Source organism: Dyadobacter sp. CY323 (assembly GCF_021390245.1).
In the GTDB taxonomy this organism is placed as follows: Bacteria; Bacteroidota; Bacteroidia; order Cytophagales; family Spirosomataceae; genus Dyadobacter.
Window position 1 is genome coordinate 104250 of the sequence record NZ_JAJUXH010000017.1, and the last position, 22638, is coordinate 126887.

The 22638-nt window shown below is 44.1% G+C and carries 18 protein-coding genes and 3 tRNA genes; 8 read left to right on the forward strand and 13 right to left on the reverse strand.

All coding sequences use genetic code 11. The annotated features are described in order from the left end of the window. The first annotated feature begins 21 nt into the window (after positions 1-21). Positions 22-1335 (forward strand): amidohydrolase family protein, encoded by a 1314-nt coding sequence (locus LZG72_RS21440; RefSeq protein ID WP_233876961.1) that lies wholly within the window; start codon positions 22-24, stop codon positions 1333-1335. 15 nt (positions 1336-1350) lie between these two features. Here LZG72_RS21440 and LZG72_RS21445 read toward each other — a convergent pair whose 3' ends face one another. From LZG72_RS21445 to LZG72_RS21485, 9 genes are all read right to left on the reverse strand, one after another. Continuing rightward, positions 1351-1989, reverse strand: a complete 639-nt coding sequence (locus LZG72_RS21445) for a GDSL-type esterase/lipase family protein (RefSeq protein ID WP_233876963.1) — start codon at positions 1987-1989, stop codon at positions 1351-1353. 11 nt (positions 1990-2000) lie between these two features. Next, entirely contained in the window at positions 2001-3086 is a 1086-nt protein-coding gene (locus LZG72_RS21450) for an acyltransferase (RefSeq protein ID WP_233876965.1), read from the reverse strand. A 130-nt stretch (positions 3087-3216) separates the two neighbouring features. Then, positions 3217-4056 carry a S1 RNA-binding domain-containing protein gene (locus LZG72_RS21455; RefSeq protein ID WP_233876967.1) on the reverse strand — a complete coding sequence of 280 codons (840 nt, stop codon included), beginning with the start codon at positions 4054-4056 and terminating at the stop codon, positions 3217-3219. Between the two features lie 50 nt (positions 4057-4106). Further along, positions 4107-6509, reverse strand: coding sequence for a TonB-dependent receptor domain-containing protein (locus LZG72_RS21460; protein ID WP_233876969.1), 2403 nt, complete (start codon positions 6507-6509; stop codon positions 4107-4109). Positions 6510-6728: 219 nt separating this feature from the next. Next, positions 6729-8057: a TolC family protein gene (locus LZG72_RS21465; RefSeq protein WP_233876971.1), complete on the reverse strand. Its 1329-nt coding sequence runs from the start codon at positions 8055-8057 to the stop codon at positions 6729-6731. Between the two features lie 48 nt (positions 8058-8105). Continuing rightward, positions 8106-11195 (reverse strand): efflux RND transporter permease subunit, encoded by a 3090-nt coding sequence (locus LZG72_RS21470; RefSeq protein WP_233876973.1) that lies wholly within the window; start codon positions 11193-11195, stop codon positions 8106-8108. Between the two features lie 44 nt (positions 11196-11239). Then, positions 11240-12268, reverse strand: coding sequence for an efflux RND transporter periplasmic adaptor subunit (locus tag LZG72_RS21475; RefSeq protein WP_233876975.1), 1029 nt, complete (start codon positions 12266-12268; stop codon positions 11240-11242). Between the two features lie 207 nt (positions 12269-12475). Beyond that, positions 12476-13723 (reverse strand): chorismate-binding protein, encoded by a 1248-nt coding sequence (locus LZG72_RS21480; protein ID WP_233876977.1) that lies wholly within the window; start codon positions 13721-13723, stop codon positions 12476-12478. Between the two features lie 44 nt (positions 13724-13767). Next, entirely contained in the window at positions 13768-14190 is a 423-nt protein-coding gene (locus tag LZG72_RS21485) for a hotdog fold thioesterase (RefSeq protein ID WP_233876979.1), read from the reverse strand. Between the two features lie 87 nt (positions 14191-14277). Here LZG72_RS21485 and LZG72_RS21490 point away from each other — a divergent pair, with 87 nt between their 5' ends. From LZG72_RS21490 to LZG72_RS21505, 4 genes are all read left to right on the forward strand, one after another. Beyond that, positions 14278-14922, forward strand: a complete 645-nt coding sequence (locus LZG72_RS21490; protein WP_233876981.1) for a histidine phosphatase family protein — start codon at positions 14278-14280, stop codon at positions 14920-14922. A gap of 108 nt (positions 14923-15030) precedes the next feature. Further along, positions 15031-16098 carry a sensor histidine kinase gene (locus tag LZG72_RS21495; RefSeq protein WP_233876983.1) on the forward strand — a complete coding sequence of 356 codons (1068 nt, stop codon included), beginning with the start codon at positions 15031-15033 and terminating at the stop codon, positions 16096-16098. A 42-nt stretch (positions 16099-16140) separates the two neighbouring features. After that, complete coding sequence (locus LZG72_RS21500) at positions 16141-16875, forward strand: LytTR family DNA-binding domain-containing protein (RefSeq protein ID WP_233876985.1); 735 nt, start codon at positions 16141-16143, stop codon at positions 16873-16875. A gap of 14 nt (positions 16876-16889) precedes the next feature. Next, positions 16890-17714 carry a DUF3298 and DUF4163 domain-containing protein gene (locus tag LZG72_RS21505; protein ID WP_233876987.1) on the forward strand — a complete coding sequence of 275 codons (825 nt, stop codon included), beginning with the start codon at positions 16890-16892 and terminating at the stop codon, positions 17712-17714. Position 17715: 1 nt separating this feature from the next. On the opposite strand, the gene radC is transcribed toward LZG72_RS21505, so the two are convergent. The 4 genes from radC to LZG72_RS21525 all read right to left on the reverse strand — a co-directional run bounded on the left by radC (position 17716) and on the right by LZG72_RS21525 (position 21995). Then, positions 17716-18423, reverse strand: a complete 708-nt coding sequence (gene radC, locus LZG72_RS21510; RefSeq protein WP_233876989.1) for a RadC family protein — start codon at positions 18421-18423, stop codon at positions 17716-17718. Between the two features lie 58 nt (positions 18424-18481). Further along, on the reverse strand, positions 18482-19999 hold the full coding sequence (locus LZG72_RS21515) for a tetratricopeptide repeat protein (RefSeq protein ID WP_233876990.1): 1518 nt from the start codon (positions 19997-19999) through the stop codon (positions 18482-18484). A 50-nt stretch (positions 20000-20049) separates the two neighbouring features. Then, positions 20050-20796 (reverse strand): zinc ribbon domain-containing protein, encoded by a 747-nt coding sequence (locus tag LZG72_RS21520; protein WP_233876992.1) that lies wholly within the window; start codon positions 20794-20796, stop codon positions 20050-20052. Between the two features lie 98 nt (positions 20797-20894). Beyond that, positions 20895-21995, reverse strand: a complete 1101-nt coding sequence (locus LZG72_RS21525; protein WP_233876994.1) for a Nif3-like dinuclear metal center hexameric protein — start codon at positions 21993-21995, stop codon at positions 20895-20897. A 158-nt stretch (positions 21996-22153) separates the two neighbouring features. On the opposite strand from LZG72_RS21525, the gene LZG72_RS21530 reads away from it, so the two are divergent. The 3 genes from LZG72_RS21530 to LZG72_RS21540 all read left to right on the forward strand — a co-directional run bounded on the left by LZG72_RS21530 (position 22154) and on the right by LZG72_RS21540 (position 22551). Continuing rightward, positions 22154-22230 (forward strand) — tRNA-Asp (locus LZG72_RS21530). A gap of 113 nt (positions 22231-22343) precedes the next feature. Next, positions 22344-22417: transfer RNA gene (locus LZG72_RS21535), tRNA-Asp, on the forward strand. A gap of 40 nt (positions 22418-22457) precedes the next feature. Then, positions 22458-22551: transfer RNA gene (locus LZG72_RS21540), tRNA-OTHER, on the forward strand. Positions 22552-22638: the final 87 nt, after the last annotated feature.

Below are 22638 nucleotides of genomic sequence, written 5' to 3' on the forward strand. Positions count from 1 at the left end.
CAGACTTTAATTCCGACCACAATGAAAAATATACTTTTTAAAGTTTTAGGCAGTTTCATTCTGCTGACTGGATTTTTTCGCAATGCAAACGCTCAGAATCCGGCGCCAGCAGCACCTCAAACGAAACCGATCATTCTCACTGGTGCTACCATTCATGTTGGCAATGGGCAAGTGATCCAGAATGGGGTGATCGCTTTTGACAAAGGTATTATCACGCAAATCGGGCCGGCGGGATCTATGCAAATCCCGGCTGGCACCGAGGTGATCGACGTGAAAGAAAAGCATATTTATCCGGGCATCATCTCTCTCAATACCACGGTCGGTTTGCAGGAAGTTGCTTCCGTCCGCGCTACACTTGATTTTGCCGAAGTCGGTGAAATAAACCCACACGTACGGGCTTTGGTTGCTTATAATACGGATTCAGAGGTAATCCCGACATTGAGAGGTAACGGTATTCTTGTGTCTCAGTCGGTTCCGCAGGGCGGAGTCATTTCCGGATCTTCGTCGATTTTTTATAGCGACGGATGGAATTGGGAAGATGCTGTTTTGAAAAAAGATGATGGCGTATGGTTGTCTTGGCCGTCTTTCCTGGCCAGCAGCTTTAATAATGAAGATTTCACGGTTTCGGTCAAAAGAAATGAGAAACGTCAGGAATCAATCGACCTGATCAGGAAAACGTTTTCGGAAGCAAAGGGATATGCCGAAATACCAGAGCCAAGTCCGGTTAACTTGCGTTTAGCCGCAATGAAGCCGCTTTTTAACGGCTCGGCTAATCTCTACGTCCGTGCTGATTACGCCAAAGACATTGTAGAGATCGTCAAGTTTGCCAGAGAAGCCGGGGTGAAGAAAGTTGTAATTGTGGGTGGAAACGAGTCTTATAAAGTTGCTGCCTTCCTCAAAGAAAATAGCGTACCTGTTATCCTGAACCCCACGCACAGGCTTCCGGATCGTGTTGACGAAAATGTGTACCTACCTTATGAATTGCCAGGTTTGCTTCACAAAGCCGGTGTAAAAGTGGCGGTTACCTATGCAGACGAATGGTGGAGAACGCGGAATCTTGCGTTTCTGGCAGGTACTTCATCGGGCTTTGGCAATGTAACTTCTGAAGAGGCATTGCAATTTATTACCAGGAATGCAGCTGAGATTATAGGTGCTGAAAATTTGGTTGGAACTCTGGAAAAAGGAAAACATGCCTCACTAGTGGTGTCCGGCGGTGATATGCTCGATATGCGGGGCAATGTAGTTCAAATGGTTTTCATTAAAGGTGCAAAAGTGAATCTGGACGATAAGCAAAAGCGACTTTATGAAAAGTATAAGGGGAAATATGGGAAGTAGAAAAGGTTTGCCCGACTAAATATTATTTGTCTTGATGAACGACTTCAGTTGCGCAGCCCAGATCTCATATCCCTTATCATTCAAATGAATTCTGTCCTTTTGTAAGTCTTGCCTAAGCTGCTTTTTGTCAGATAGAAAAGGATTTAAATCGATGTGCTTGATGTTTCTTATTTTGCACAACTGCTTTATCCCCAGCCTGATAGAGTCTATACTGGCATTCACTTTCGGGTTATCATATTGATAAAAGGGTTCCTGAAAAACGGGAATGATGTTATGTTTCTGAAGCGAGTCAGCAAGCAAATTCAGGTTTTCAACTACATTGCTTGCCTGATAACAACGTTTCCCGATATCGTTAAACCCACACAAAACGAAGCAGTATTTCGGTTTATTGGAGAGTACCAACGGGAGTAATAAAGCAACCTGCTCGGAAGTAAATCCACCCCAGCCGATTGTCTTTACATCGGTTCTTCCAAGTAACATATTCCATTTTCCGTTCTGAATATGGGAATCTCCCAGCATTACAATATGAGCACTGCCTTTCCGGTCGACTATTTTTTCTATTAATGGCTCCCGTTTCCGATAGAGGTATAAGAGGACGACGCAAAGCGCGATGAAATTCAGTGCCAGAGATCCAATAAAGATGAATTTTTTCATATTATTCCAGTTTATCGCACTCGTTCAGTTGTAAGCAGGGATTTTTTATTCTTGCTATTTATAAAATCTAAAAGGGGCTTCTCAACGAATTTGTAGCAAAGGCATCCGAAAATTGTCAGGGATGTGACGAGTATGAAAAACTCAATATAGCCGTTGTTGAACACCTTATGAAGAGGGTTTCTAAGTAATGTAATGCCGATATAGTGGGTTAAGTATACGGAGTACGATGCATCTCCCAGGTATACCAGCGCTTTCTTAAAGGGCCCGCCTATTTTAGATATCTCCATGGAAACCAATGCATAAATAATGAGAGCATAAGGCACACCAAAGGTGAGACTATCCATTTTAGGCAACAGTCGGAGTTCCAAAGCTTCATTCGTCCACGATATCATCAACAGTATAATGCCGGCAATAAGCACAGCTTGTGATAGTAGGCGATTCCCAATTGTTCTTCGCTTTAACGCCAGCTCAGCAATAAGGCACCCATACATAAATTCAAGGTTTTTAGGATTGAAAATCGTGACAAGCAGCGTGTTGTCGGCAACTTCAACGACCGAAAAGCTTACGATAGCGATCCCGATTAGCCAGAGTGCCCCGATAAAAAGCAGCACTTTCTTTCTGGTTAAAATGGCAAAACCAAAAAGTAGATAAAAAAGTAATTCAAAAGTCAGTGTCCAGGCCACAGGAATAATGGGCATCTCATTGTCTGCAACACGGGTGGGGTAGAGCGTAAATGATTTGATGATTCCGGCCGCATCAAGATCAATCCAACTGACGAGCGGATTTCCGGTTATCTTGGTTTTTACCAGGTGTACCAGGATAACAAGAAAGGTATAAAGCCAGTAAATAGGGAAAATTCGTATAAGCCGCTTGGATAAATAGGTAGTATAGGATGCTGGCCGTCCAAGATAGCTGTAATTGACATAATAGATAATAAACCCGCTCAGTACAAAAAAGAAGTCCACTCCATTCCATCCGATGATCAGGAAACCTGAAAACAAATTTTTGTCAATCAGGTTGGTGTGGGCAAGAACAACGATCAGTGCGGCGAGCCCGCGACAAATCTGAAGATTGTAGAAAACCTTTTTGTCATTCATCAACTAAATAGTCTGGTGGTGTACGAATTGGAATTTGCCGGAAATTTCACTTAAAATAGGAAACCAAAATCAAAGTAGCTATTTGAATTTTCTACCGGCGATAAGAGCCAGCAAAAAGGTCAGTAACGCCTCAATCCTCCCCAACCAAATAGACCCCATCGTCAGCGATTTTGATCAGGCCTTGCTTATACAGAGCGCCGATGGATTTTTTGAATACTTTTTTGCTGATTTGTAATCGTTTGTAAATGTCTTCCGGGGAGCTGTTGTCGGATAAATTGAGGAAGCCTTTTCCTTTTTTTATTTCTTCCAAAATAGTTTTTGCTGCGGGTTCAACAGGTTCGTAACCAGGTTTTTGCAGGCTTAAATCAAGTTTGTTCTCGTCACGGATTTTCTTGACGTAACCTTTTAGTGAGTCACCTACTTTTAATTCCCGAAAAACCTCATTGCCGTAAATAAGGCCTTTGTGATATTGATTAACGACCGCATTGTATCCAAGGTCGGTTTTTTGCCAGATCAGCAAATCCACCTCGTCTCCTTCTTTAACTGTCAAACGTTCGTTCTCGAGGAACTTATCAATGCGGGACGAAGCCATCAACCGCGATGATTTTTGGTCCATATAAAGAAAAACCACGTACCATTCGCCGATTTCCATGGGGTAACTTTGCTCGCGGAAAGGAACAAAAAGGTCTTTAATTAAACCCCAATCCAGAAAAGCGCCATGTTCAGAAACATCCTTTACCTCTAAAAAGGCGAATTCATTCCGGATGATTTTTGGAGTTTGGGTTGTGGCAACCGGACGGTCTTCAGAATCGAGGTAAACGAACACTTTGATGTTGTCGCCAACCTGCATGTCGTCGGTAAGATATTGGTTGGGAAGGAGCACTTCTTCACCTTCCACATCACTTAAAAACATTCCTACACTTGTTACCCGCTCGATGGTCAGGTGATTATATTTTCCTATAAAAAGCATTTTGAAAAGTCAAACGGTTGCCTGCAAAGGTAGTATTTTCAGCCCGACATTCAGTCTTCATCGCCATTATCACCCTTACTATCCATATTTTGCCTTTCTTTTGACCGGTTTAAACGGTAGGAGAGTGTAACCAGAAACTGACGCTGCCTGAATTGAAATTCCGAGCGGGAATAATAGCCGGCATTTTCGACAATGCTTCGCCTTTTATTCGAATTGAGAAGATCACGAACACTAGCCGTAATTGTACCACGCCCTTTTAAAACATCTTTGGATAGACCTAAATCTATAAAATACACCGAAAGGTCACGGCCCTGCGTGGTACGTCTTGGCGCGCGGTAGTTGAGTGAGGATTGAAAGTCAACGGCTTTGAACAAGGTGATCCGGGATGAAAACCGGCTTGTCCAGGTATATGTGTCGCTTTTCAAAATTTTATCATTGTAAACTCCCTGGTTTACTGCGCGGAAAATATTGGCATTTGCGGTTAGTTTCCACCAGGGTGCGGGATCGTAGGTCAGGTTAAATTCAAAACCATATGCATCGCCGGTTGACAGATTGACCGGTGTGACGGTGGTAAATCCGGTTGAATCAACAGATGTAATGTTTTCCACAACGCCGAGCCGGTGGCGGTAGTAAATACTGGAAAGCAGCGTTCCTTTTTCCATATTTATCAAATGTCCCGCCTCGAATGAATGTGTGAATTCCGGATTAAGAAGCGGGTTTCCAGCTCTGAAAACGCGGGAATCGCTGAAATTGGAAAAAGGTAGCAAATCACGAAAATTGGGACGGCTCAACCGGTAACTATAACTCAGCTGCAAAGTTTGCGTTTCCTGCATTTTGTATGAAAGGTGAATGCTTGGAAACACATTAAAGTACTGACGATGATTGGTTTGCGAGGTTTTCTTTAACTCTGTAAGAATGTCGCTGTACTCGCCGCGAAGGCCCGCCTGGATAAATAATTTGCCGAACTGATTACTTGCCATCAGGTAGGCAGCGTGAATTTTTTCATCATAGGTGAACATATTATCGTAGGCCGGAAGTATAATCCAGCGCATTTCGTCGTCTCTTTGATGCACGGAGAAATCGTTGTCCAGACGCCGGATTGAGGTTTTCAGGCCGGTTTCGATTTTGCCGTCTTTCCCAAATGGCTGAATGTAATCCAGCTGTGCTAAGAAGTTGCGCTCGTCTTCGGTATTATAGGACCGCTGGGCGATGCTGGTTTCATTGATATCCCCGGTTTGATTGTATTTCGCGGCCTCCGTTTCATCACTCAAAATGTACTTGGCGTCGACTGTGAGGCTCTGACCTTTCTTTTCAAAAGTCTTTTTGTAGTTAAATGCGGCTTCGATATTCGTTCTCGGCTCCGTTTCATTTTCGGTCCGAATGACGGTTTGTGTCAATGCGTTGTTGAAATCATAGTCCCTATATGTGAGTTGGGACTGGTTGTCGTTTTGTGATTTCCGGAAGGATAAAGTTCCAGTAAATGTGTTGAAATTGTTTAAAAAGTAATCCGCACCCACCATCACGTTGTTCGAATATCCCGAGCGATTCCGGGTCGTATTTTGTTCATACACAAAACTGGTATCTGCCCCATTGTATTCCTGGCGCGAACTTCCTCGGCCGGGACCTTCGCGATACATCAGGCCGTAATTTGCAATGAGATTTACCTTTTTTGCTCTGTAATTGACATTAAAAGAACCTCCGAAGTTGGATGGATAACCCGCAGTTCCGGTGAATGAACCGTTCAGGCCGTAACGGATATTTTTCTTCATTACAATGTTCAGAATTCCTACTTCACCTTCTGCATCGTAACGTGACGAAGGATTCGTAATGATCTCGATACTTTCAATGAGGTCGCCTGGAATCTGCCGCAGCGCTTCCGCCGGATTGAGACCTACCATTCCGGATTGTTTGCCATCGATCAGTATCCGCACATTCCCACTTCCCCGCAATGCCACATTCCCTTCCACATCCACAGTTACCGAAGGCATATTATTAAGAATATCGGATGCATTACTGCCGATGTTACTCAGGTCTTTACCCACATTAAACACCCGTTTGTCCAGTTGTAAATCCATCTGGCTCTTTTCACCGCGGACTACCAGTTCTTGCAGCGTCTGAGCACTCGATGTCATGGCGACAACCCCAATATTTGTATCCTGATTAATGACATTTACGTTCGGGACAATCACCTCATTGAGGGATAGGAAAGTGATTTTGAGAAAATATTTGCCCGACTCTGCCGGGACTGTGAATGCGCCATTCTCGTCCGACGTAGAGCCGCCGATCAGGGTAGAGTCGTTAAAAGAGTATAATGCAATGTTTGCGAATGGAACCGGCTTTTTGTCTGCATCCTGCAATCGACCTTTAATCGCGTAGGAGGCTGCTTCATCCTGGGCGGCGGCGGAAGTATGGATCAGAGTGAACAAAAGAAAAAACGGAAGCAGGTTCTTCATAAAAATATTTTGACGTAGCAGAAAAAGGATGACGCGCTCCGGTTGAAGCAGGTAATCTATTGGATCAGTAAATGCAGTGGAGGTTTAATGGCTTTTTAATGGTAAGCCAAATAAAGGGTTAAAAACTTGTGCCACAATGCATTGTTGGTTTTTTGATATACCCCTGATAACGAGAAAAGCCGCTCTGATGCGAGCGGCTTCCCCTATGAGCAGATCACTTTACTGCAGTAAATTGCTAAGTCTTTTCAATTCAATTTCTGCCGCTTTTGCCGCATAATTGAGGTTGATCATCCGGTAACCCGCATCTTCAAAACTTCTCTGCGCTTCGCGAACATCAATAATGGTGGCCTGAATCAGTTCGAAACGTTGTAATGTCAGGTCGAGGAGCTGCCTGCTGAGGCTGTAATTTTGCTTTTGAGTTTCCAGCTGTTCCAATGAGCTGAGGTAGGTTTGATACATTTTAACTACGCCCGCATTGTAATCTCTGAGTATAGAACTTCTTTGCAATTCTGCGCTGGATACGTTGATTTCAGCGGCTTGCTGTTGTCTTTTAAATGCCGATCCATTATAAATCGGTATGGAAAGGGTCAGACCTGCATTCGGCCCAACCGTTCTGTTGAGCAACGTAAAACCCGCAGCCGTCTGGTTTCGTGAATAATTGTAAGCTGTATTGAACCGCACAGTAGGATAGCGAAGTGCAGCCGTTTCCCTCACAATAAGCTCATTAATGCGAATTTGATGATCCGCCGCTTTTACGTCGGCATTCTGTGCAAGACGATCCATGATCGTATTCAGGTTCAGGTTATTCTCGACGGTAATGGTATCTTTTATGGTTACTGCGGATTTCGGATCCAGTGTAAGAATTCTTAAAAGCTCCGTTTTCGCCACCTGCGCGACCATTAACTGGTCCTGGAAAGTTTGATTAAGTGTATTTAAATCGATCTGAGCCTGAAAAAGATCCGCATTATTTGCCATTCCAGCCTCTTTCCTCACCTTTAATATTTCCAAACGCTTTTCGGATGCAGAAATAGAGGTACGGACTGTATTGAGGTAGCTCAACTGACGGACCACATCGTAATAGCTCGTCATTACTAATGCAATGGTATTCTGAATCTGGGAGTTAAGTAATTCCTGACTTTGGTATTGCAGTTCGGCAAGTCGTTTTTTTGTTGAGACAACCCGTTTTCCATTATAAAGCAACAACCCGACCGACAGACTAAGCTGTGTATTATTTCCGGCAGCTGCATTACGGTTGATATTTGTACCGTCATTCAACTTCTGCGTTACCTGCGTAATCTGCTCGGTATTTGCCGCATTTGCAGCTACCACGGGAAGTCCGCCCGCTACGCCGTAATTGTTAAGAACGGTGTTGATTTCAACGTTGTTTTTCGCAATCTCAATTTCATAATTGTTTTTCAATGCGGTGGCAATCGCTTCGTCTAAGGTTAAATTCAACGTGTCGGGTGCCTGGAAGCTGAATGCCTTGCTTCCATAAAGCAAAATAAACAACACTAACTTTTTGTTCTTAATAAGCGCGAGCGGGTTCATGCAAAAACAATATGGATTTATATAAAGATTTCAAAGACAGTTTTTTATCTAAACGGCGAGTTCTTCTGCCATTTTCTGTTCCTCTGTTTTCTTATGTTTTTTGGGTGAAATAAATGTGTAAACAGCCGGGATTACAAACAAGGTAAGTATCAGCGAAAACATCAACCCACCCACGATCACCACACCCAGTGGAACGCGGCTGGTTGCAGCTGCTCCGAGGCTCATCGCAATCGGTAATGCACCGAATGCGGTGGCAAGACTGGTCATCAGGATCGGTCTCAAACGCTGCGTTGCCGATTCCACAGCCGCCGCCATCCGGCTCATTCCCTGTTCTCTTTTCTGATTCGCGAATTCTACGATAAGAATCCCGTTTTTGGTTACCAGACCAATCAGCATAATCATCCCGATCTGAGAGAATATGTTGATCGTTAATCCAAAAAGATAAAGGCTGAGCAACGCGCCAGCTAATGCAAGCGGCACGGTAATCATGATAATAAATGGATCGGTAAAGCTTTCAAACTGTCCGGCTAGCACCAGATATACAAGTAATAAAGCGAGGCCAAATGCGAAGCTGGTGTTTGATGAGCTTTCTTCAAAATCGCGGGATGAGCCGACCAGTGAAGTTTGGAATGATTCGTCGAGCAGCTTGGCCGCGATCCTGCGCATGGCAGCGACGCCGTCACCGATCGTTTTTCCTTCCACCAATGATGCGGAAACAGTTGCGCTTTTGTAGCGGTTGTAGTGGTAAATGGTAGGCGGCCCGCTTTCTTCTCTCATTTGTACAACGGCTGTCAACGGAATGTTTTCGCCGCGACTGTTGCGTACATACAGTTTTGAAATGTCCGCCGGCTTGTTACGCTCAGTGCGTTCCACCTGTCCGATTACCTGATATTGCTGGCCGTTCATGATGAAGTACGCCAGCCTTCTCCCGCTGAATGCAGACTGGATCGCTGCTGCAACATCGGTTGTTGACAATCCGAGATCTCTCGCTTTTAGCCGATCGATCGTCAACCGGATCTCCGGTTTATTAAATTTCAGGTTTACATCCACATTCTGGAATGTGGGATCCTGGCGTGCTTCTTCAAGGAATTTTGGTAAAACATCAAATATTTTATCAAAATCCAGGTTTTGCAGAACAAACTGAACAGGTAACCCACCCCGGGAACCCTGACCTACGGAAATCGTTTGTTCCTGCGTCGCAAAGATCCGTGCGTCATTAAATCGTGAAAGCTTTTTGTTAATCTCCTGAGCCAGATCGTTCTGACTTTTCTTCCTCTCGTTGGCAGGGACCAGTCCGATACGCGCGGTACCACTGTTCATACCTCCCCCTCCAAATCCCGGCGTGGCCGTAAAGGTGAATGCCCGTTCCGGAATGGAATCGTTCAGGAAGTTGGAAAGCTGATCAGATACCTGCTGCATCTGGTTGAAACTGGTACCTTCCGGTGCCGACAAATTGAAACGGATACTATTCCTATCCTCCATTGGCGCCAGCTCACTTTGCAGATTTGTATAGGTAAACCAAATAATGACCCCGCAAACAGCCACCAGTACCCAGGCGATCCAGCGCGCCTTCATAAACCCGCGAAGTCCCCTGTTGTACCCATTTTCCATACCTGTGAAAAACGGTTCGGTTTTGTTGTAAAACCAGCCGTGGCCTGCGTTTTTGCGATTAAGAAATACATTAAGTACCGGTGTGATCGTCAATGAAACAAATGCGGAGATTAAAACGGCAGAGGCAACTACGATACCAAATTCCCGGAACAAACTACCCACGAAACCTTCCAGGAAGATCACGGGAAGGAACACCACCGCAAGCGTAAGAGAAGTAGATATTACTGCAAAGAAAATTTCCCGGCTTCCTTCCAATGCAGCCTGACGGATCGGAAGGCCACTTTCTAGCTTTCGAAAAATGTTTTCCGTGACAACAATACCATCATCCACCACAAGTCCGGTTGCCAGTACGATTCCAAGCAGGGTTAATATATTGATTGAAAACCCAAACAGGTACATGACAAAAAATGTCGCGACCAGCGAGATCGGAATATCGATGAGCGGTCGGATGGCAACGACAAAACTTCGGAAAAAGAAAAGAATTACGATAACAACCAGGGAAAACGCGATCAGCAGCGTTTCTTCCACTTCGAGAATGGACTGGCGGACAAGCCGCGTGTTATCCAGCAGCACATTAAATGTAATGTCTGATTTATTTGATTTTTGAATTTCAGCGAGGCGTTTGTTGAATTCGTCAGAAATTTCGACATAGTTCGCACCCGGTTGCGGGATCACGGCCAGCCCCACTGCATACATTCCGTTATACTTCCAGCTTTGTTCCTCGTTCTCAGGGCCTAGTTCTACTTTTGCGACGTTCGCCAGGCGTACAATCCCGGAACTATCGTTTCGGATCACCAGGTCGCTAAATTCTTTTTCGGTGGTGAGCCTGCCCATTGTTCTGATGGTAAGCTCGGTATTATCGCCATATATTTTCCCGGCAGGCATTTCAACGTTTTCAGAACTTAAAGTGGTTGAAATGTCATTGAAGGAAATTCCGTATGCGCTCATCTTGTCGGGATCAAGCCAAATGCGCATTGCGTAACGTTTTTGCCCGAATATATTAATGGCACTGACGCCGTCAATGGTCTGAAGACTTTGCTGCAACACATTTTCTGCATATTCACTCAATTCGAGCAAACCTTTTGACGGGCTTTGAACTGCTAAAAGCAGAATAAAGTCGCTGTTCGCGTCCGCTTTACTAACAACTGGCGGCGCGTCAACATCCTGAGGAAGATTGCGTTGTGCCTGGCTTACCTTGTCGCGTACGTCGTTCGCTGCACCTTCCAGGTCGGCTTCCAGGTTAAATTCAACGGTGATGTTACTGGACCCGATCTGGCTCGATGAGCTGATACTTTTGATCCCCGGGATACCATTTATACTTTTTTCAAGCGGCTCGGTGATCTGGCTTTCTACGATATCCGCATTAGCCCCGGTGTAACTCGTCCGGACGTTTACGACCGGAGGGTCAATGGCGGGATAATCGCGAAGTGATAAGAAGTTATATCCCACAACCCCAAAAAGGATGATGAGCAGGTTCATGACAACAGCCAATACGGGCCGTTTCAGGGATAGTTCAGAAATATTCATAGAATAAGTTTCAGAGGAATAGTCAATGTACCTTCGTACTTACCTTACAACTTTACGCTTTTTACGCTTCTCACTTTCACAGGAGCATCAGGACGGGCGAACAATACACCCGAAACTACCACGGTATCACCCACATTCAGGCCACTTGCCACCTCCACAACATCTTCCCGTCTATCGCCGGTTTCGATGGATACAAAAACTGCTTTGCCGCCTTTTACCGTCACAACTTTCTTACCCTGAGCTTCCGGGATAATGGAGTTAGTGGGGATCAGAATGCTGCTTTTATTGGAACTTGCACTTAAATATACTTTAGCAAAAGAACCCGGACTCGTCGTGCCGGAATTTAATACTGCCCGCACTGTAATGTTTCGGGTAGTCTGGTTTACCTGAGGTTCAAGTGCGATAATCCTGGCGGTTTCTCTCCTTCCTGCATTTTGATCCAGCAACACTTCCACGTTCGCACCTTTGGTTACGTATTTCTGATAACTTTCAGGGATCGTAAAGTCAATTCTAAGGTTCGAGAGTTGCTGCATGGTTGCAATGACATTATTCGGAGAGACATAAGAACCCGCACTCACTTTTCTAAGTCCTATCACGCCTGTAAACGGAGCTTTCACAACTGTTTTGTCAATCAATGTTTGCGTATAAGCCATATCTGCTTTCAATGTATTCACTTGATTCACAGCAAGATCATAATCGGCTTGATTAATTCCGTTCACGGCTACCAGTTGCTTCAACCGTTTCTCAGTTGTTTCCGCCAGTTCTAACTGGATCTTCGAGCGGTTTAACTGAGCTGCCAGGTCGGCACTGTTTATCCGTGCTATCACGGTTCCTTTCTGGACGGTTTTACCTTCGGGAACGTCGAGAAAAGTAAGCAAACCGCTTACTTCCGGCCTCAACTCAGCAAATTCGTTTGCGACAATTGTTCCATTCACTTCAACTTTATCACTGACCCTTTCGGATTTTGTGACTATCACGTCGACAATGGTAGGTCCGCCGCCGCCTTTTTGTTGAAAAGTGTCCTTTTTTTCACCACAGGAAAATAATAGAGGTAATGCAGCAGAAAAAAGCAAAGAGGAGAATAAAATTTTAGGAAATATGCCTGGAAATATAGATTTACTGATAGAATTCATAGCGGTTTTGAAATTCCGGGGCTTAAAGATTATGGGGCTGTTTAAAGAATTTAATATATTATCCTGAGAGTCGTACCCAAAATTATATATTAATCTAAAACGGATTAGACTTTTTTCTACTATAAAAGTTTAATTATGGAAAATATTTTAAAATGTGTCCCCAATGACTCTCAGCAAGGTGTCGCATTTCAGTTCTGTTTCTTCCCATTCATTTCCAGGAACCGAATCCCCGGTTATTCCAGCGCCCGCGAAGAAAGTGGCTTTTCCATCTTTAAAGCGGACGGTACGGAGGTTCACATAAAGATTACTGTCGCCTTCCATTTGCACCGGACCAAGAAACCCACTGTAAAACGACCGGTCGTACCCCTCGATTTCACTCAAAAATTTGAGGCTCGTAATTTTTGGAACCCCGCAAATTGCAGAAGTAGGATGCAAAAGCGGTAGCATGACAGACGCCAGTTCCGGAAAATTCAATGCAACGGTATCTACCTCAAAATCAGTTCTTAAATGGTATAAATTTCCAGCGAGTACCGTTTTCGGGCCGGTTTCTAAATACTCTCTCAACCGGATCTTTTTAAAGCATTCTACTATATACCGGCTTACCAGCGCGTGTTCTTCGATCTCCTTCTCATTCCAGCGGATCTCATATTTCGGGATAACTTCGTTTTTCTCGTTACGTCCTCCCTGCGTTCCAGCCAATGACATGGTTTTAAATATACCAGCGGACGTTTGCCGCACCAGCAGTTCGGGGCTGGCACCAAGCCACAGTTCATTTTGTTCAGGAAGATTAACCAGAGATATAAATGCATGCGGATACACCTTGGCCAGCTTGCAAAATGCTTCCGCGGGTTTAAAATGTTCGGAGTAGGGGAGCTCCTTTGTGCGGGAAAGCACTACCTTTTTAAATTGATTTTGCCGGATCGCCGAAACTGCCAGTTCAACCGTACGCTGAAAACGGCTTTTAGAATCCGCATCTGAAGGTAATGCGGTTACACCAATTTCATTGTGCGTTTCCGTTACCTGCTCCGATTTCCGGGTTTGCGAAAGCTCTACAAGTCTTTTGACTTCGGGATGTTCATTCCCGAGTTTGTTTTCGACAGCGGAGAGTTGATTTTCTTCTGAAAAAGTAAGTATAATGTCGCCTTCGAGAAAAAGAACATCTTTACCTTCTTCCCAGTGAAAATCACTGATTAGAAATCCTGGTGATAACCTTTCTATCTCGGGTTGAATCCGGCGAATGCCGTCGTTAATGGAAATAAGCAGCTTAATTTCGTTGGTATGAGGAAGGCGCCACAATGCGGAAGGAAATCCCATTAGCTTCGATGCTCCCCACAATTCCTGGATTTTTAATCCCTCAAAAAGCGAAATTTCATTCTCCGTTTCTACTGCCAGCATTTAAAATTTTGGTTTCTCGTTTGTTAATTCCTTGCAAAATAATGTCAGCGGCCCGCATTCACAATAGCGACTGTGAGGCGGCTGATGCACACTAATTTATCCTGCTCATTCGTAATCCGGATATCCCAGATATGTGTTGTCCGACCAACGTGTATCGGCGTGACCTTACCGTAAACAAACCCTTCTTTTACAGGCCTGAGGTGATTCGCATTAATTTCCAGACCAACTGCCTGCTGATTGTCGTCGGCGATCGTCAAATATGATGCGATACTGCCCAGCGTCTCTGCGAGTACTACCGAAGCTCCACCATGCAGTATACCAAACGGTTGATGCGTCCGGTTATCGACGGGCATCCTGGCGACAACATAATCTGCGCCGATTTCAGTAAACTCAATCCCGAGGTGATTTGATATGGTATTTTGGCTCAGAGCATGCAGCTGATCAATCGTCGGTGTTTTGGTAAACATATCTAAAAAATATATAAATTTGTATTGGCTTTATTGAGTTAAAAACAGGGTATTTGCAAAATTAATATTTAAATAGTACTATTTATTTTGAAAAGAAAATCTATATATCTCATTCGCCACGGTGAAACGGATTTTAATCGCAGAGGAGTTGTTCAGGGAAGCGGCGTAGATTCTTTGTTGAATGAATGGGGTGAAGCCCAGGCTGCTGCTTTTTTTGATGCCTATCAACATGTTCCTTTTGACAAAATTTATACTTCCGATCTAAAGCGAACACACCAAACTGTTCGTGGGTTCATCAAGCTTGGCATACCTCACGAAAGTTACGCCGGACTCAATGAAATTTCCTGGGGGGCCCGCGAAGGAAGGGAGCCCAATACCGGAGATAACAATTATTACCGTGAACTTGTAACAGCCTGGCGTAACGGACAGGTGGATCTTGCAGCCGAAGACGGTGAAAGTCCCGTGCAGGTCAGGGAGCGTCAGTTGCCGGTGATCGAAACGATCCTTTCACGTCCGCACGAACGAAATATTCTCATTGCCATGCACGGTCGTGCCATGCGCGTTTTGTTGACTGCCCTTTTCAATCAGCCACTGGTTAAAATGGATGATTATGAGCACAGTAATTTGTGCCTTTACAAAGTCAACTATTCTTATGATACCCAAAAATTTGACCTGGAAGTATCAAATGACATAACCCATTTGCTTTCGCTGGAAATTCCGCAAACTTTGTAAAAGCCGCTTGTGTAGATTCGTTTCCTTTGATGTAGTAAAACACGAAGGTTTAGAACGCAGTTTTACATTTGCGATTCATCAAAAGACATTCAGCGCAATCTAAACTTCATGTCCAAAAAACGTACTTATTGGACTCTACAAATTCTGGGCTGGACATTGCTTATCATGTTCGAGTATGTGCCTTATGTACTTGAATATGGTTTTGAGTTAAGCGAATTTTACACAGCTCTCGCAAATATTCTCCTCGGAATCTGTCTCACACACGTTTACCGGCTTGTTATCCGCAAATGGAACTGGTCGTCGCTTCCACTTCCCCGGCTTGCATTACGAGTAATAGGTTCGGTTTTATGGCTTGGGCTGATTATGACGATGATCAATCAGCCGATGGATCGTGAAATGCTCGAAAATAACCTGCTGAACCAGCCACTGATTTTTTGGGGATACTACGCTAACTGGTGTAAAAACCTGCTCGCCTGGATTTTGTCTTACACGGTTTATCATTATGTAGAACAAACCCGGTTAGCGAGCTATGAGAAGATCATGCTGAAAATGTCGATGAGAGAGGCCGAGGCAAAGGTTCTGCGTTCTCAACTTAATCCTCATTTTACATTTAATGCATTGAATAGCATTCGTGCACTGGTTTACGAAGATCCATCGAAAGCGCAGCTCAGTATCACGCAGCTTTCCAATATTCTGAGAAATTCTCTTCTCGCCGACCGGCGTAAAACGGTTGATCTGCAGGAAGAATTGAGAACGGTTGAGGACTATCTTGAACTTGAAAAAGTGCGTTACGAGGACCGACTAAGCTACACCATTACCACAAATCCACAGGCTATTTACTGGCAGGTGCCGCCGATGATGTTGCAAACGCTCGTCGAAAACGGGATCAAACACGGGGTATCCAAAGAAATGGGTGGCGGTTTTATCGAAGTAAAATCGGAAATTGCCAATGAGCTTCTGGTGATCACAATCTTCAATTCAGGAAATTTGGGGACCACGGAATCGGGTGGTGTAGGGCTGAAAAATACGGCCGAACGATTGTCCATTCTATATGGGAAAGGTGCTACGTTCAGGATCTTTCAGCAAAAGAAGGATGTCGTTTGTTCGGAAGTCAAAATTCCAATGTTGTCGGAGGGGGTTATGATGGTGGGGGAAGAATCGGGGACGGGTAACTAATTAAGTATTCAATATCTATTCATAATTCCTAACTGATCTGCCATGAGGACTTTAATTGTTGATGACGAGCGTTTAGCGAGAAACGAGTTAAAAAGGTTGCTCGAACCATATACCAAGATTGAAATCGTTGGAGAAGCTGCCAATGCGGAGGAAGCATTGAAGTTGATCGACGAATTGCAGCCGGAATTATTGTTTCTGGATATCCAAATGCCCGGCAAAAACGGGTTTGAACTGCTTTCATCCATTGAAGGTAAAACTCCGGAAGTAATCTTCACCACGGCCTACGACGAATATGCGATCAAGGCATTCGAATTCAATGCGTTGGATTACCTTTTAAAACCCATTGATACAGAACGACTTAAAGATACTATTCAGCGGATTGAGGAAAATCAGGCGCAGCCGGAAACGGCGGCACATCCGCACGAGCGCGTTGAAAAGGTTCTGGGCGCCAACGATCAGGTTTTTGTCAAAGACGGGGAGAAATGCTGGTTTGTGAAACTAGGTAAAATCAGATTGTTCGAATCCATGGGAAATTATGTTCGTCTGCATTTTGACGATCAAAAACCATTGGTGCTGAAATCGCTGAACAACCTGGAAGAAAGGCTAGATCCGAATACCTATTTCCGGGCTAATCGTAAACACATTATTAACCTGCATTGGATCGAGAAAATTGAGCCATGGTTCAGTGGCGGGCTTCTTGTAACACTTCAGGGTGGCGACAAAATCGAAATTTCACGTCGTCAGGCCATCCGTTTCAAGGAACTGATGAGTCTTTAAATGTCTGATCGAGTATGAGTATGTTTAGTTCTCCGAAAGTTATTTTCTGGTTTTCATTTGGGTCATTACTTTTCTTCGGGTGCGATACGGCATCAAAAAGGGAAAACGAAAAGATAAAAATTCTTCAGTCAGGTAAAGTCATTGAAACGAACTTCGGTGATTGTGATACTACAACTAATGCGGGTGTGGCGATCAAAGTCAGTTTGTGGGAGCCTTCGGACTCTACGAAGGCGGCCAGAGTAATTCGCGGGAGTCTGGCTAAAAAATTGATTCAACGCATTAACTCTTACGCCGACTCAGCGAGCATTGCCGCGAACCCCGCAGCGGTAGCGAGCGTCAAAGGTGCATTTGAAGTTTTCCAAAAGAATTACCTTGACTTTAAAAAACAAATGCCTGACGCTCCTGGCTGCTGGCAGGTTGATTTGAAAGGCGATACTGTCATGACCACCTCCAAAGCTCTGTTTTATCAGCTGGATCATTACGCATTTACCGGCGGAGCGCACCCCAATAGTTTCAGGTCATTTCATGCATTCGATGCAAAAACGGGCAATGAAAGAGAAATGAAAACATTTGTTACCGATTCGGTTGCGCTGTTGAAATTAGTCGAACAACATTTCAGAAAACTGGAAAAGCTAGGTCCCGAGGCTGATTTGGAACAATCGGGGTACTTTCTTTTGAATCATCGGTTTTTCATGCCTGCGAATTATGTTTTTACCTCAAATGGCCTGCTGTTTTACTATAATCCCTACGAAATAGCGCCATATGTACGCGGCGGCATCGAATTCACAATTACATATGCCGAGTTAGGCGAACTGGTGAAGAAAGATCAGATCTTTTAACTTAAAGTTCTCCGTCGTCGAGGAAGCTGTAAAAACCATCATCCGTAAATATCATATGATCAAGAATGGGCAGGTCGAGCAATTGGCCTGCCTCTTTTATTTGTAACGTCAACAGTTTGTCTGCGTGGCTTGGAATAAGTTGTCCGGAAGGATGATTGTGAACCAGGATCAGCGAACTCGCCAGATTTTCGATCGCCAGCTTGAATATCATTTTCACGTCCGCAACCGTACCCGATACGCCACCCACACTGACCTGTAAGGCCTTCATTACATAATTTCCCCGGTTCAACAGCAGGATCCAGAATTCCTCATTGGCCTTATCCAGCAGGTATTGACGCATTTCCAGGTAAACGGACTGAGAGCCGTTAATCTTCCTTTTCTTGTTCGTGAGAATATCACTTCGTCTGCGGCCAAGTTCAATTGCCGCGACAATCGTAATCGCTTTGGCATCGCCGATTCCTTTGATCTGCGTAAGATCAGGCACATTTAATTTCGCCAGCGCATTGATATTGTTACCGACCGATCCCATAATCCGCTTTCCTACATCCACCGCAGACATTTCAAACGTGCCCGAGCCAATAAGGATCGCAATTAGTTCTGCATCCGAAAGAGCCGACTTGCCTTTAAGTAATAATTTTTCCCGGGGGCGGTCTTCCTCAAACCAGGTACTGATGTTGTTGGGATTGTAAGACTTTCTTTTTTTGCGCATAACAAATACATTTCAGGTAGATGTATTTTAGACGCAGACAAGTACGAAAAGTCACAAATTATTTTTCCATTTGTGTGAGAGCAGCCCGAGCTTTGTTGTCGACGCTGTTTTTGTACTCATGTTTTTTGTAGGAAATTGCCTGCTTAAAATAGGCTGCTGCCTTCGCAAGGTCCTTTTTTGAGAGGTAAACATATCCTAGCTGCAACGCTGACAACGCGGCGAATCCAGGGGAAATATTTTGCGCCAGCTGAATCGAGCGCTGGAAATAAGGGGTTGCCTGAGAATTTTTTTCTAATTTTTGGAGGATCCGTGCCTTTCTGTAATTGAATTCTGCTTTTTCTGACTCCGATGGAAAATTTGTCTCTGTGCTGGTTTCGATCAGCTTATATGCTTCGGTGAGAAAACCGCCGTCTGTGGCATACCTCGCCCGGTAGAGAATTTTTTGCTGGGCTCCAATCTTGCCCGCGCTAAATTCCTGCGCTATTCTTTCTGCAAACTGGTCGGCCTCGATAATCGTTTTCCCAGAGGTTTTGATCTTACTGATGTATGCATTCGCTTCTGCACTCTTGTCCAAAAGCCAAAAGCACATAAAAATTTTGAAATTGCTATCCTTAATGTAGTTAAAACCTTTATACTGACTCAGAAACAGCTGATAATCACGAATCGCAGACGCGTAATTTCCCTTCTGTAAATGGATTTCCGCGCGTAGATAATTCAGGAATGGGAATGCGATGTAGGAGTTGCCGGTGGGTACGTCCATTAAAAATTCAGCGGCTTCTTCACTTTTCCCTTCTTTCATCCATACGGTTGTCGCGAAAAAGTGCAGCAGCAGATTATCGCGTTGTTCTTTCGGCCATTGTTTGAGTCGGGCCAATTGTGCGGCGCTTAATTGAAGTGTATAAGCATGCAATAGCAAATCAACCAGTTCCGCTTCCTGACGGAAAAAAGGTTCTTCCTTTTCGACTAGTCTGATCTCCGCGATACCTTCTTTTATGTTTCCTTTCAATCCCAGGATTCTTGCTACCCACGAGTAATTCTCTGGAATGGAGCCGATCAACACATGTAATAAACCGAGAGATTTGAGTGTCGGGAGAAAATCCGGAAATTTCCTGTGGTTTTCTTCCAGTAGCTTGTATGCCTTGATGATTTCCCAGGACCCGCCCACCTCGCTCCCGAACTTTAGTTTTGCAAATGCATTATGCAGTCGTATCTCGGCTTGCAGAAAGCGTTTATAGGGTGAATTGTCGGGAAGTTTGCCAATAATCTCCAGTCTTTTTCCCTCCTGTTCCGTAAACTGCTTGTAAGCAGCGATGTCTTCGGAAATTAGGAGATAGTGAAGATCTCCATAGCTGTCCAGGTAGGGAATAAATGCATTGATTTCCGGAGAAGACTTTTCACTTTCTACTAGTTGTCTCGCCGGGTTAAGACGAAGCTTTTGAATCTCGAAATAGGCTTTTTGTAATTTTGGCGAAAATTCGACGGTAATCTGGGCTACCGCATTCTTTGACAGACAAATACAGCTTAGAACTATGATGAAAACCAATCTGAACAATCTCCATTCCATTTTTTTTGACATAAAAAAAGGTTGTCTGCGAGGACAACCTTCTATGCTTTTTACTTTCAATATTATCTGCGTTGATGAACTGGCTCAACACTTTCGACATCTGCAAGAATACGTCCGCAATGTTCGCAAACAATCAATTTTTTGCGTTCACGAATGTCAGCCTGACGTTGTGGAGGAACAATACTGAAACAGCCACCACATGCGCCGCGAGAAACATGTACAACCGCGAGACCGTTCAATGAATTGTCACGGATCTTTTGATATGATTTCAGCAAGCGGTCTTCAACTTTCTTAATATGCTTTTCCCTTTCAGCGATCAGTGCTTTTTCCTCTGCCTCACTTTCGTTTGTTATTACAGAAAGTTCACCCTTTTTAGCTTTCAGATCTTCGTTTCTTTCATTCAGAACTGATTCTGCACGGTTTGCATCTTCTTCGATCAAACGGATCCGGGCTTTTGCTTCGTTTATTTTTTTGTCAGCAAGTTGCATATCCAGCTCCTGCAGTTCGATTTCTTTGGTGATTGCATCATATTCGCGGTTGTTGCGAACATTCATTTGTTGATCCTTATATTTTTTGATCAACTTTTCACCTTCTTTTTGCGCATTCTTGAAATTGTCTATTTCGGTATTCAGATTGGCAATTTCACTCTTGAATTTTCCTAAACGCGTTTCGAAACCGATAATTTCATCTTCCAGGTCGCGAACTTCTTCGGGAAGATCGCCGCGGGTTTTTAGTATTTCGTCAAGGCTTGAATCAATTTCCTGTAATTTCAGGAGAGCATCTAATTTTTGAGCGATTGTGTTTTCCATGTATGTCTTTAATGGACGTGTTTCAATGCGTAATAAGTGAAGATTGTCAATCGGATTTCAACAGGTAATCAGACTGATAAGTTGAGAGAAACTTAATTCTACACAAAGTATCGGACTGGATTGGTATTGACTTCCGACAAACAGAGTGCAAAATTACTAAATTTTCCTGACAAATGTTTATGAAGTAGAATTTTCGTGAAGACTTCACTTTCATAATGTCCGATGTCACAGATCATAATCTTGCCCTCTGCATCAAAGAATTCGTGGTATTTATAATCTGCTGAAACGAATACCTGAGCTCCTTGGCAAATTGCTTCCGGTAGCAAGAAACTCCCCGCACCGCCGCACACTGCGATTCTCTCAATATAATCAAACGCCGGCTCCGTGTATTTAACCACGGAAACCTGCATTTGACCTTTTAAATGTCTGAGAAAATCTTCTGATCGCATTGGTTGCGCCAACTCACCAATTGCTCCGGCTCCCACTTCCTGATTCTCATTTTCGAGGAGGGTCAGGTAATACGCGACTTCTTCATATGGATGTGCTGTTTTCAAAGCAGCGAGTATTTTCGATTCCAAATAGGAGGGGAACATCACTTCTGCACGATGCTCTGTCACTACTTCCAGCCTGCCAACATCGCCCAGCGTTGGGTTTGCGTTCTCACCTGGCAGGAAAGATCCGGTCCCACTGGTTTGAAAACTACAGTTCGAATAGTCACCGATTTTACCGGCACCTGCCTCGAAAAGTTTGCGGAGAATGGCCTGAGTATTTTCAACCGGTGAAAAAAAGGTGAGCTTGGTAAGAAGCTGCTTTTTAGGTAAGAGAACTTTCAAATTCCGCAATCCCAGGAGCTCCGCAATCTTCCAGTTTACTCCATGTTTGACGTGGTCAAGGTTAGTATGAATAGCATAAATGGCAATGTCGTTTTTAATTGCTTTGATGACGGTACGTTCAACGTAATTTTTCCCATTCAGTTTTTTCAAGCCCTTAAAAACGATCGGATGATGAGCTACAATGAGGTTGCACTTCTTTTCTATTGCCTCGGCAACGATTTCTTCGGTTACATCCAAAGTGAAAAGGATTCCATTTACTTCGGTTTGAGGGGAACCAACCAACAAGCCGGCATTATCATATCCTTCCTGATAGCTTATTGGCGCGAGTCTTTCCAGCTCGGCAGCAATGTCTTTTATATATGTCATTTTTATTCTGCGTCAACTATTTCATTTTCAGAATATTCAAATCAGAAGTCTGATATTTTACAAAGAAAATAACTAAATTGATGTTCTAAGTGTTGCAACGGAAATTTATAATGGTAATTTTGCACCACGTTTTACAGGAATAAGTTTGTAAAAAATCTGGTTTGGTAGTTCAGTTGGTTAGAATACATGCCTGTCACGCATGGGGTCGCGGGTTCGAGTCCCGTCCAGACCGCCAGAGAAAAGTTGCAGTTCTTTAAGTATTGGTTTGGTAGTTTAGTTGGTCAGAATACATGCCCGCCCGACGTTCGGTGTCACGCATGAGGCCAGCTTGAAGTTCTTTTTTTTAATGGTTTGGTAGTTCAGTTGGTTAGAATACATGCCTGTCACGCATGGGGTCGCGGGTTCGAGTCCCGTCCAGACCGCAAAAAGCTCAGAGAGATCTGGGCTTTTTTCATTTTACATGTAGTTCAGTTGGTTAGAATACATGCCTGTCCGACGTTCGGTGTCACGCATGGGGCCGCGTACGGAACGCCGCCCGGTTCGAGTCCCGTCCAGACCGCAAAAAGCTCAGAGAGATCTGGGCTTTTTTCATTTTACATGTAGTTCAGTTGGTTAGAATACATGCCCGCCCGACGTTCGGTGT

Bases quoted from the DNA above. Each gene is read 5' to 3' on its own strand.
- LZG72_RS21465 (WP_233876971.1), bottom strand. From the start codon at position 8,057: ATGAACCCGCTCGCGCTTATTAAGAACAAAAAGTTAGTGTTGTTTATT.
- LZG72_RS21460 (WP_233876969.1), bottom strand. From the start codon at position 6,509: ATGAAGAACCTGCTTCCGTTTTTTCTTTTGTTCACTCTGATCCATACT.
- LZG72_RS21515 (WP_233876990.1), bottom strand. From the start codon at position 19,999: ATGTCAAAAAAAATGGAATGGAGATTGTTCAGATTGGTTTTCATCATA.
- LZG72_RS21500 (WP_233876985.1), top strand. From the start codon at position 16,141: ATGAGGACTTTAATTGTTGATGACGAGCGTTTAGCGAGAAACGAGTTA.
- LZG72_RS21445 (WP_233876963.1), bottom strand. From the start codon at position 1,989: ATGAAAAAATTCATCTTTATTGGATCTCTGGCACTGAATTTCATCGCG.
- LZG72_RS21450 (WP_233876965.1), bottom strand. From the start codon at position 3,086: ATGAATGACAAAAAGGTTTTCTACAATCTTCAGATTTGTCGCGGGCTC.
- LZG72_RS21525 (WP_233876994.1), bottom strand. From the start codon at position 21,995: ATGACATATATAAAAGACATTGCTGCCGAGCTGGAAAGACTCGCGCCA.
- LZG72_RS21470 (WP_233876973.1), bottom strand. From the start codon at position 11,195: ATGAATATTTCTGAACTATCCCTGAAACGGCCCGTATTGGCTGTTGTC.
- LZG72_RS21505 (WP_233876987.1), top strand. From the start codon at position 16,890: ATGAGTATGTTTAGTTCTCCGAAAGTTATTTTCTGGTTTTCATTTGGG.
- LZG72_RS21440 (WP_233876961.1), top strand. From the start codon at position 22: ATGAAAAATATACTTTTTAAAGTTTTAGGCAGTTTCATTCTGCTGACT.
- LZG72_RS21455 (WP_233876967.1), bottom strand. From the start codon at position 4,056: ATGCTTTTTATAGGAAAATATAATCACCTGACCATCGAGCGGGTAACA.
- radC (WP_233876989.1), bottom strand. From the start codon at position 18,423: ATGCGCAAAAAAAGAAAGTCTTACAATCCCAACAACATCAGTACCTGG.
- LZG72_RS21520 (WP_233876992.1), bottom strand. From the start codon at position 20,796: ATGGAAAACACAATCGCTCAAAAATTAGATGCTCTCCTGAAATTACAG.
- LZG72_RS21495 (WP_233876983.1), top strand. From the start codon at position 15,031: ATGTCCAAAAAACGTACTTATTGGACTCTACAAATTCTGGGCTGGACA.
- LZG72_RS21485 (WP_233876979.1), bottom strand. From the start codon at position 14,190: ATGTTTACCAAAACACCGACGATTGATCAGCTGCATGCTCTGAGCCAA.
- LZG72_RS21480 (WP_233876977.1), bottom strand. From the start codon at position 13,723: ATGCTGGCAGTAGAAACGGAGAATGAAATTTCGCTTTTTGAGGGATTA.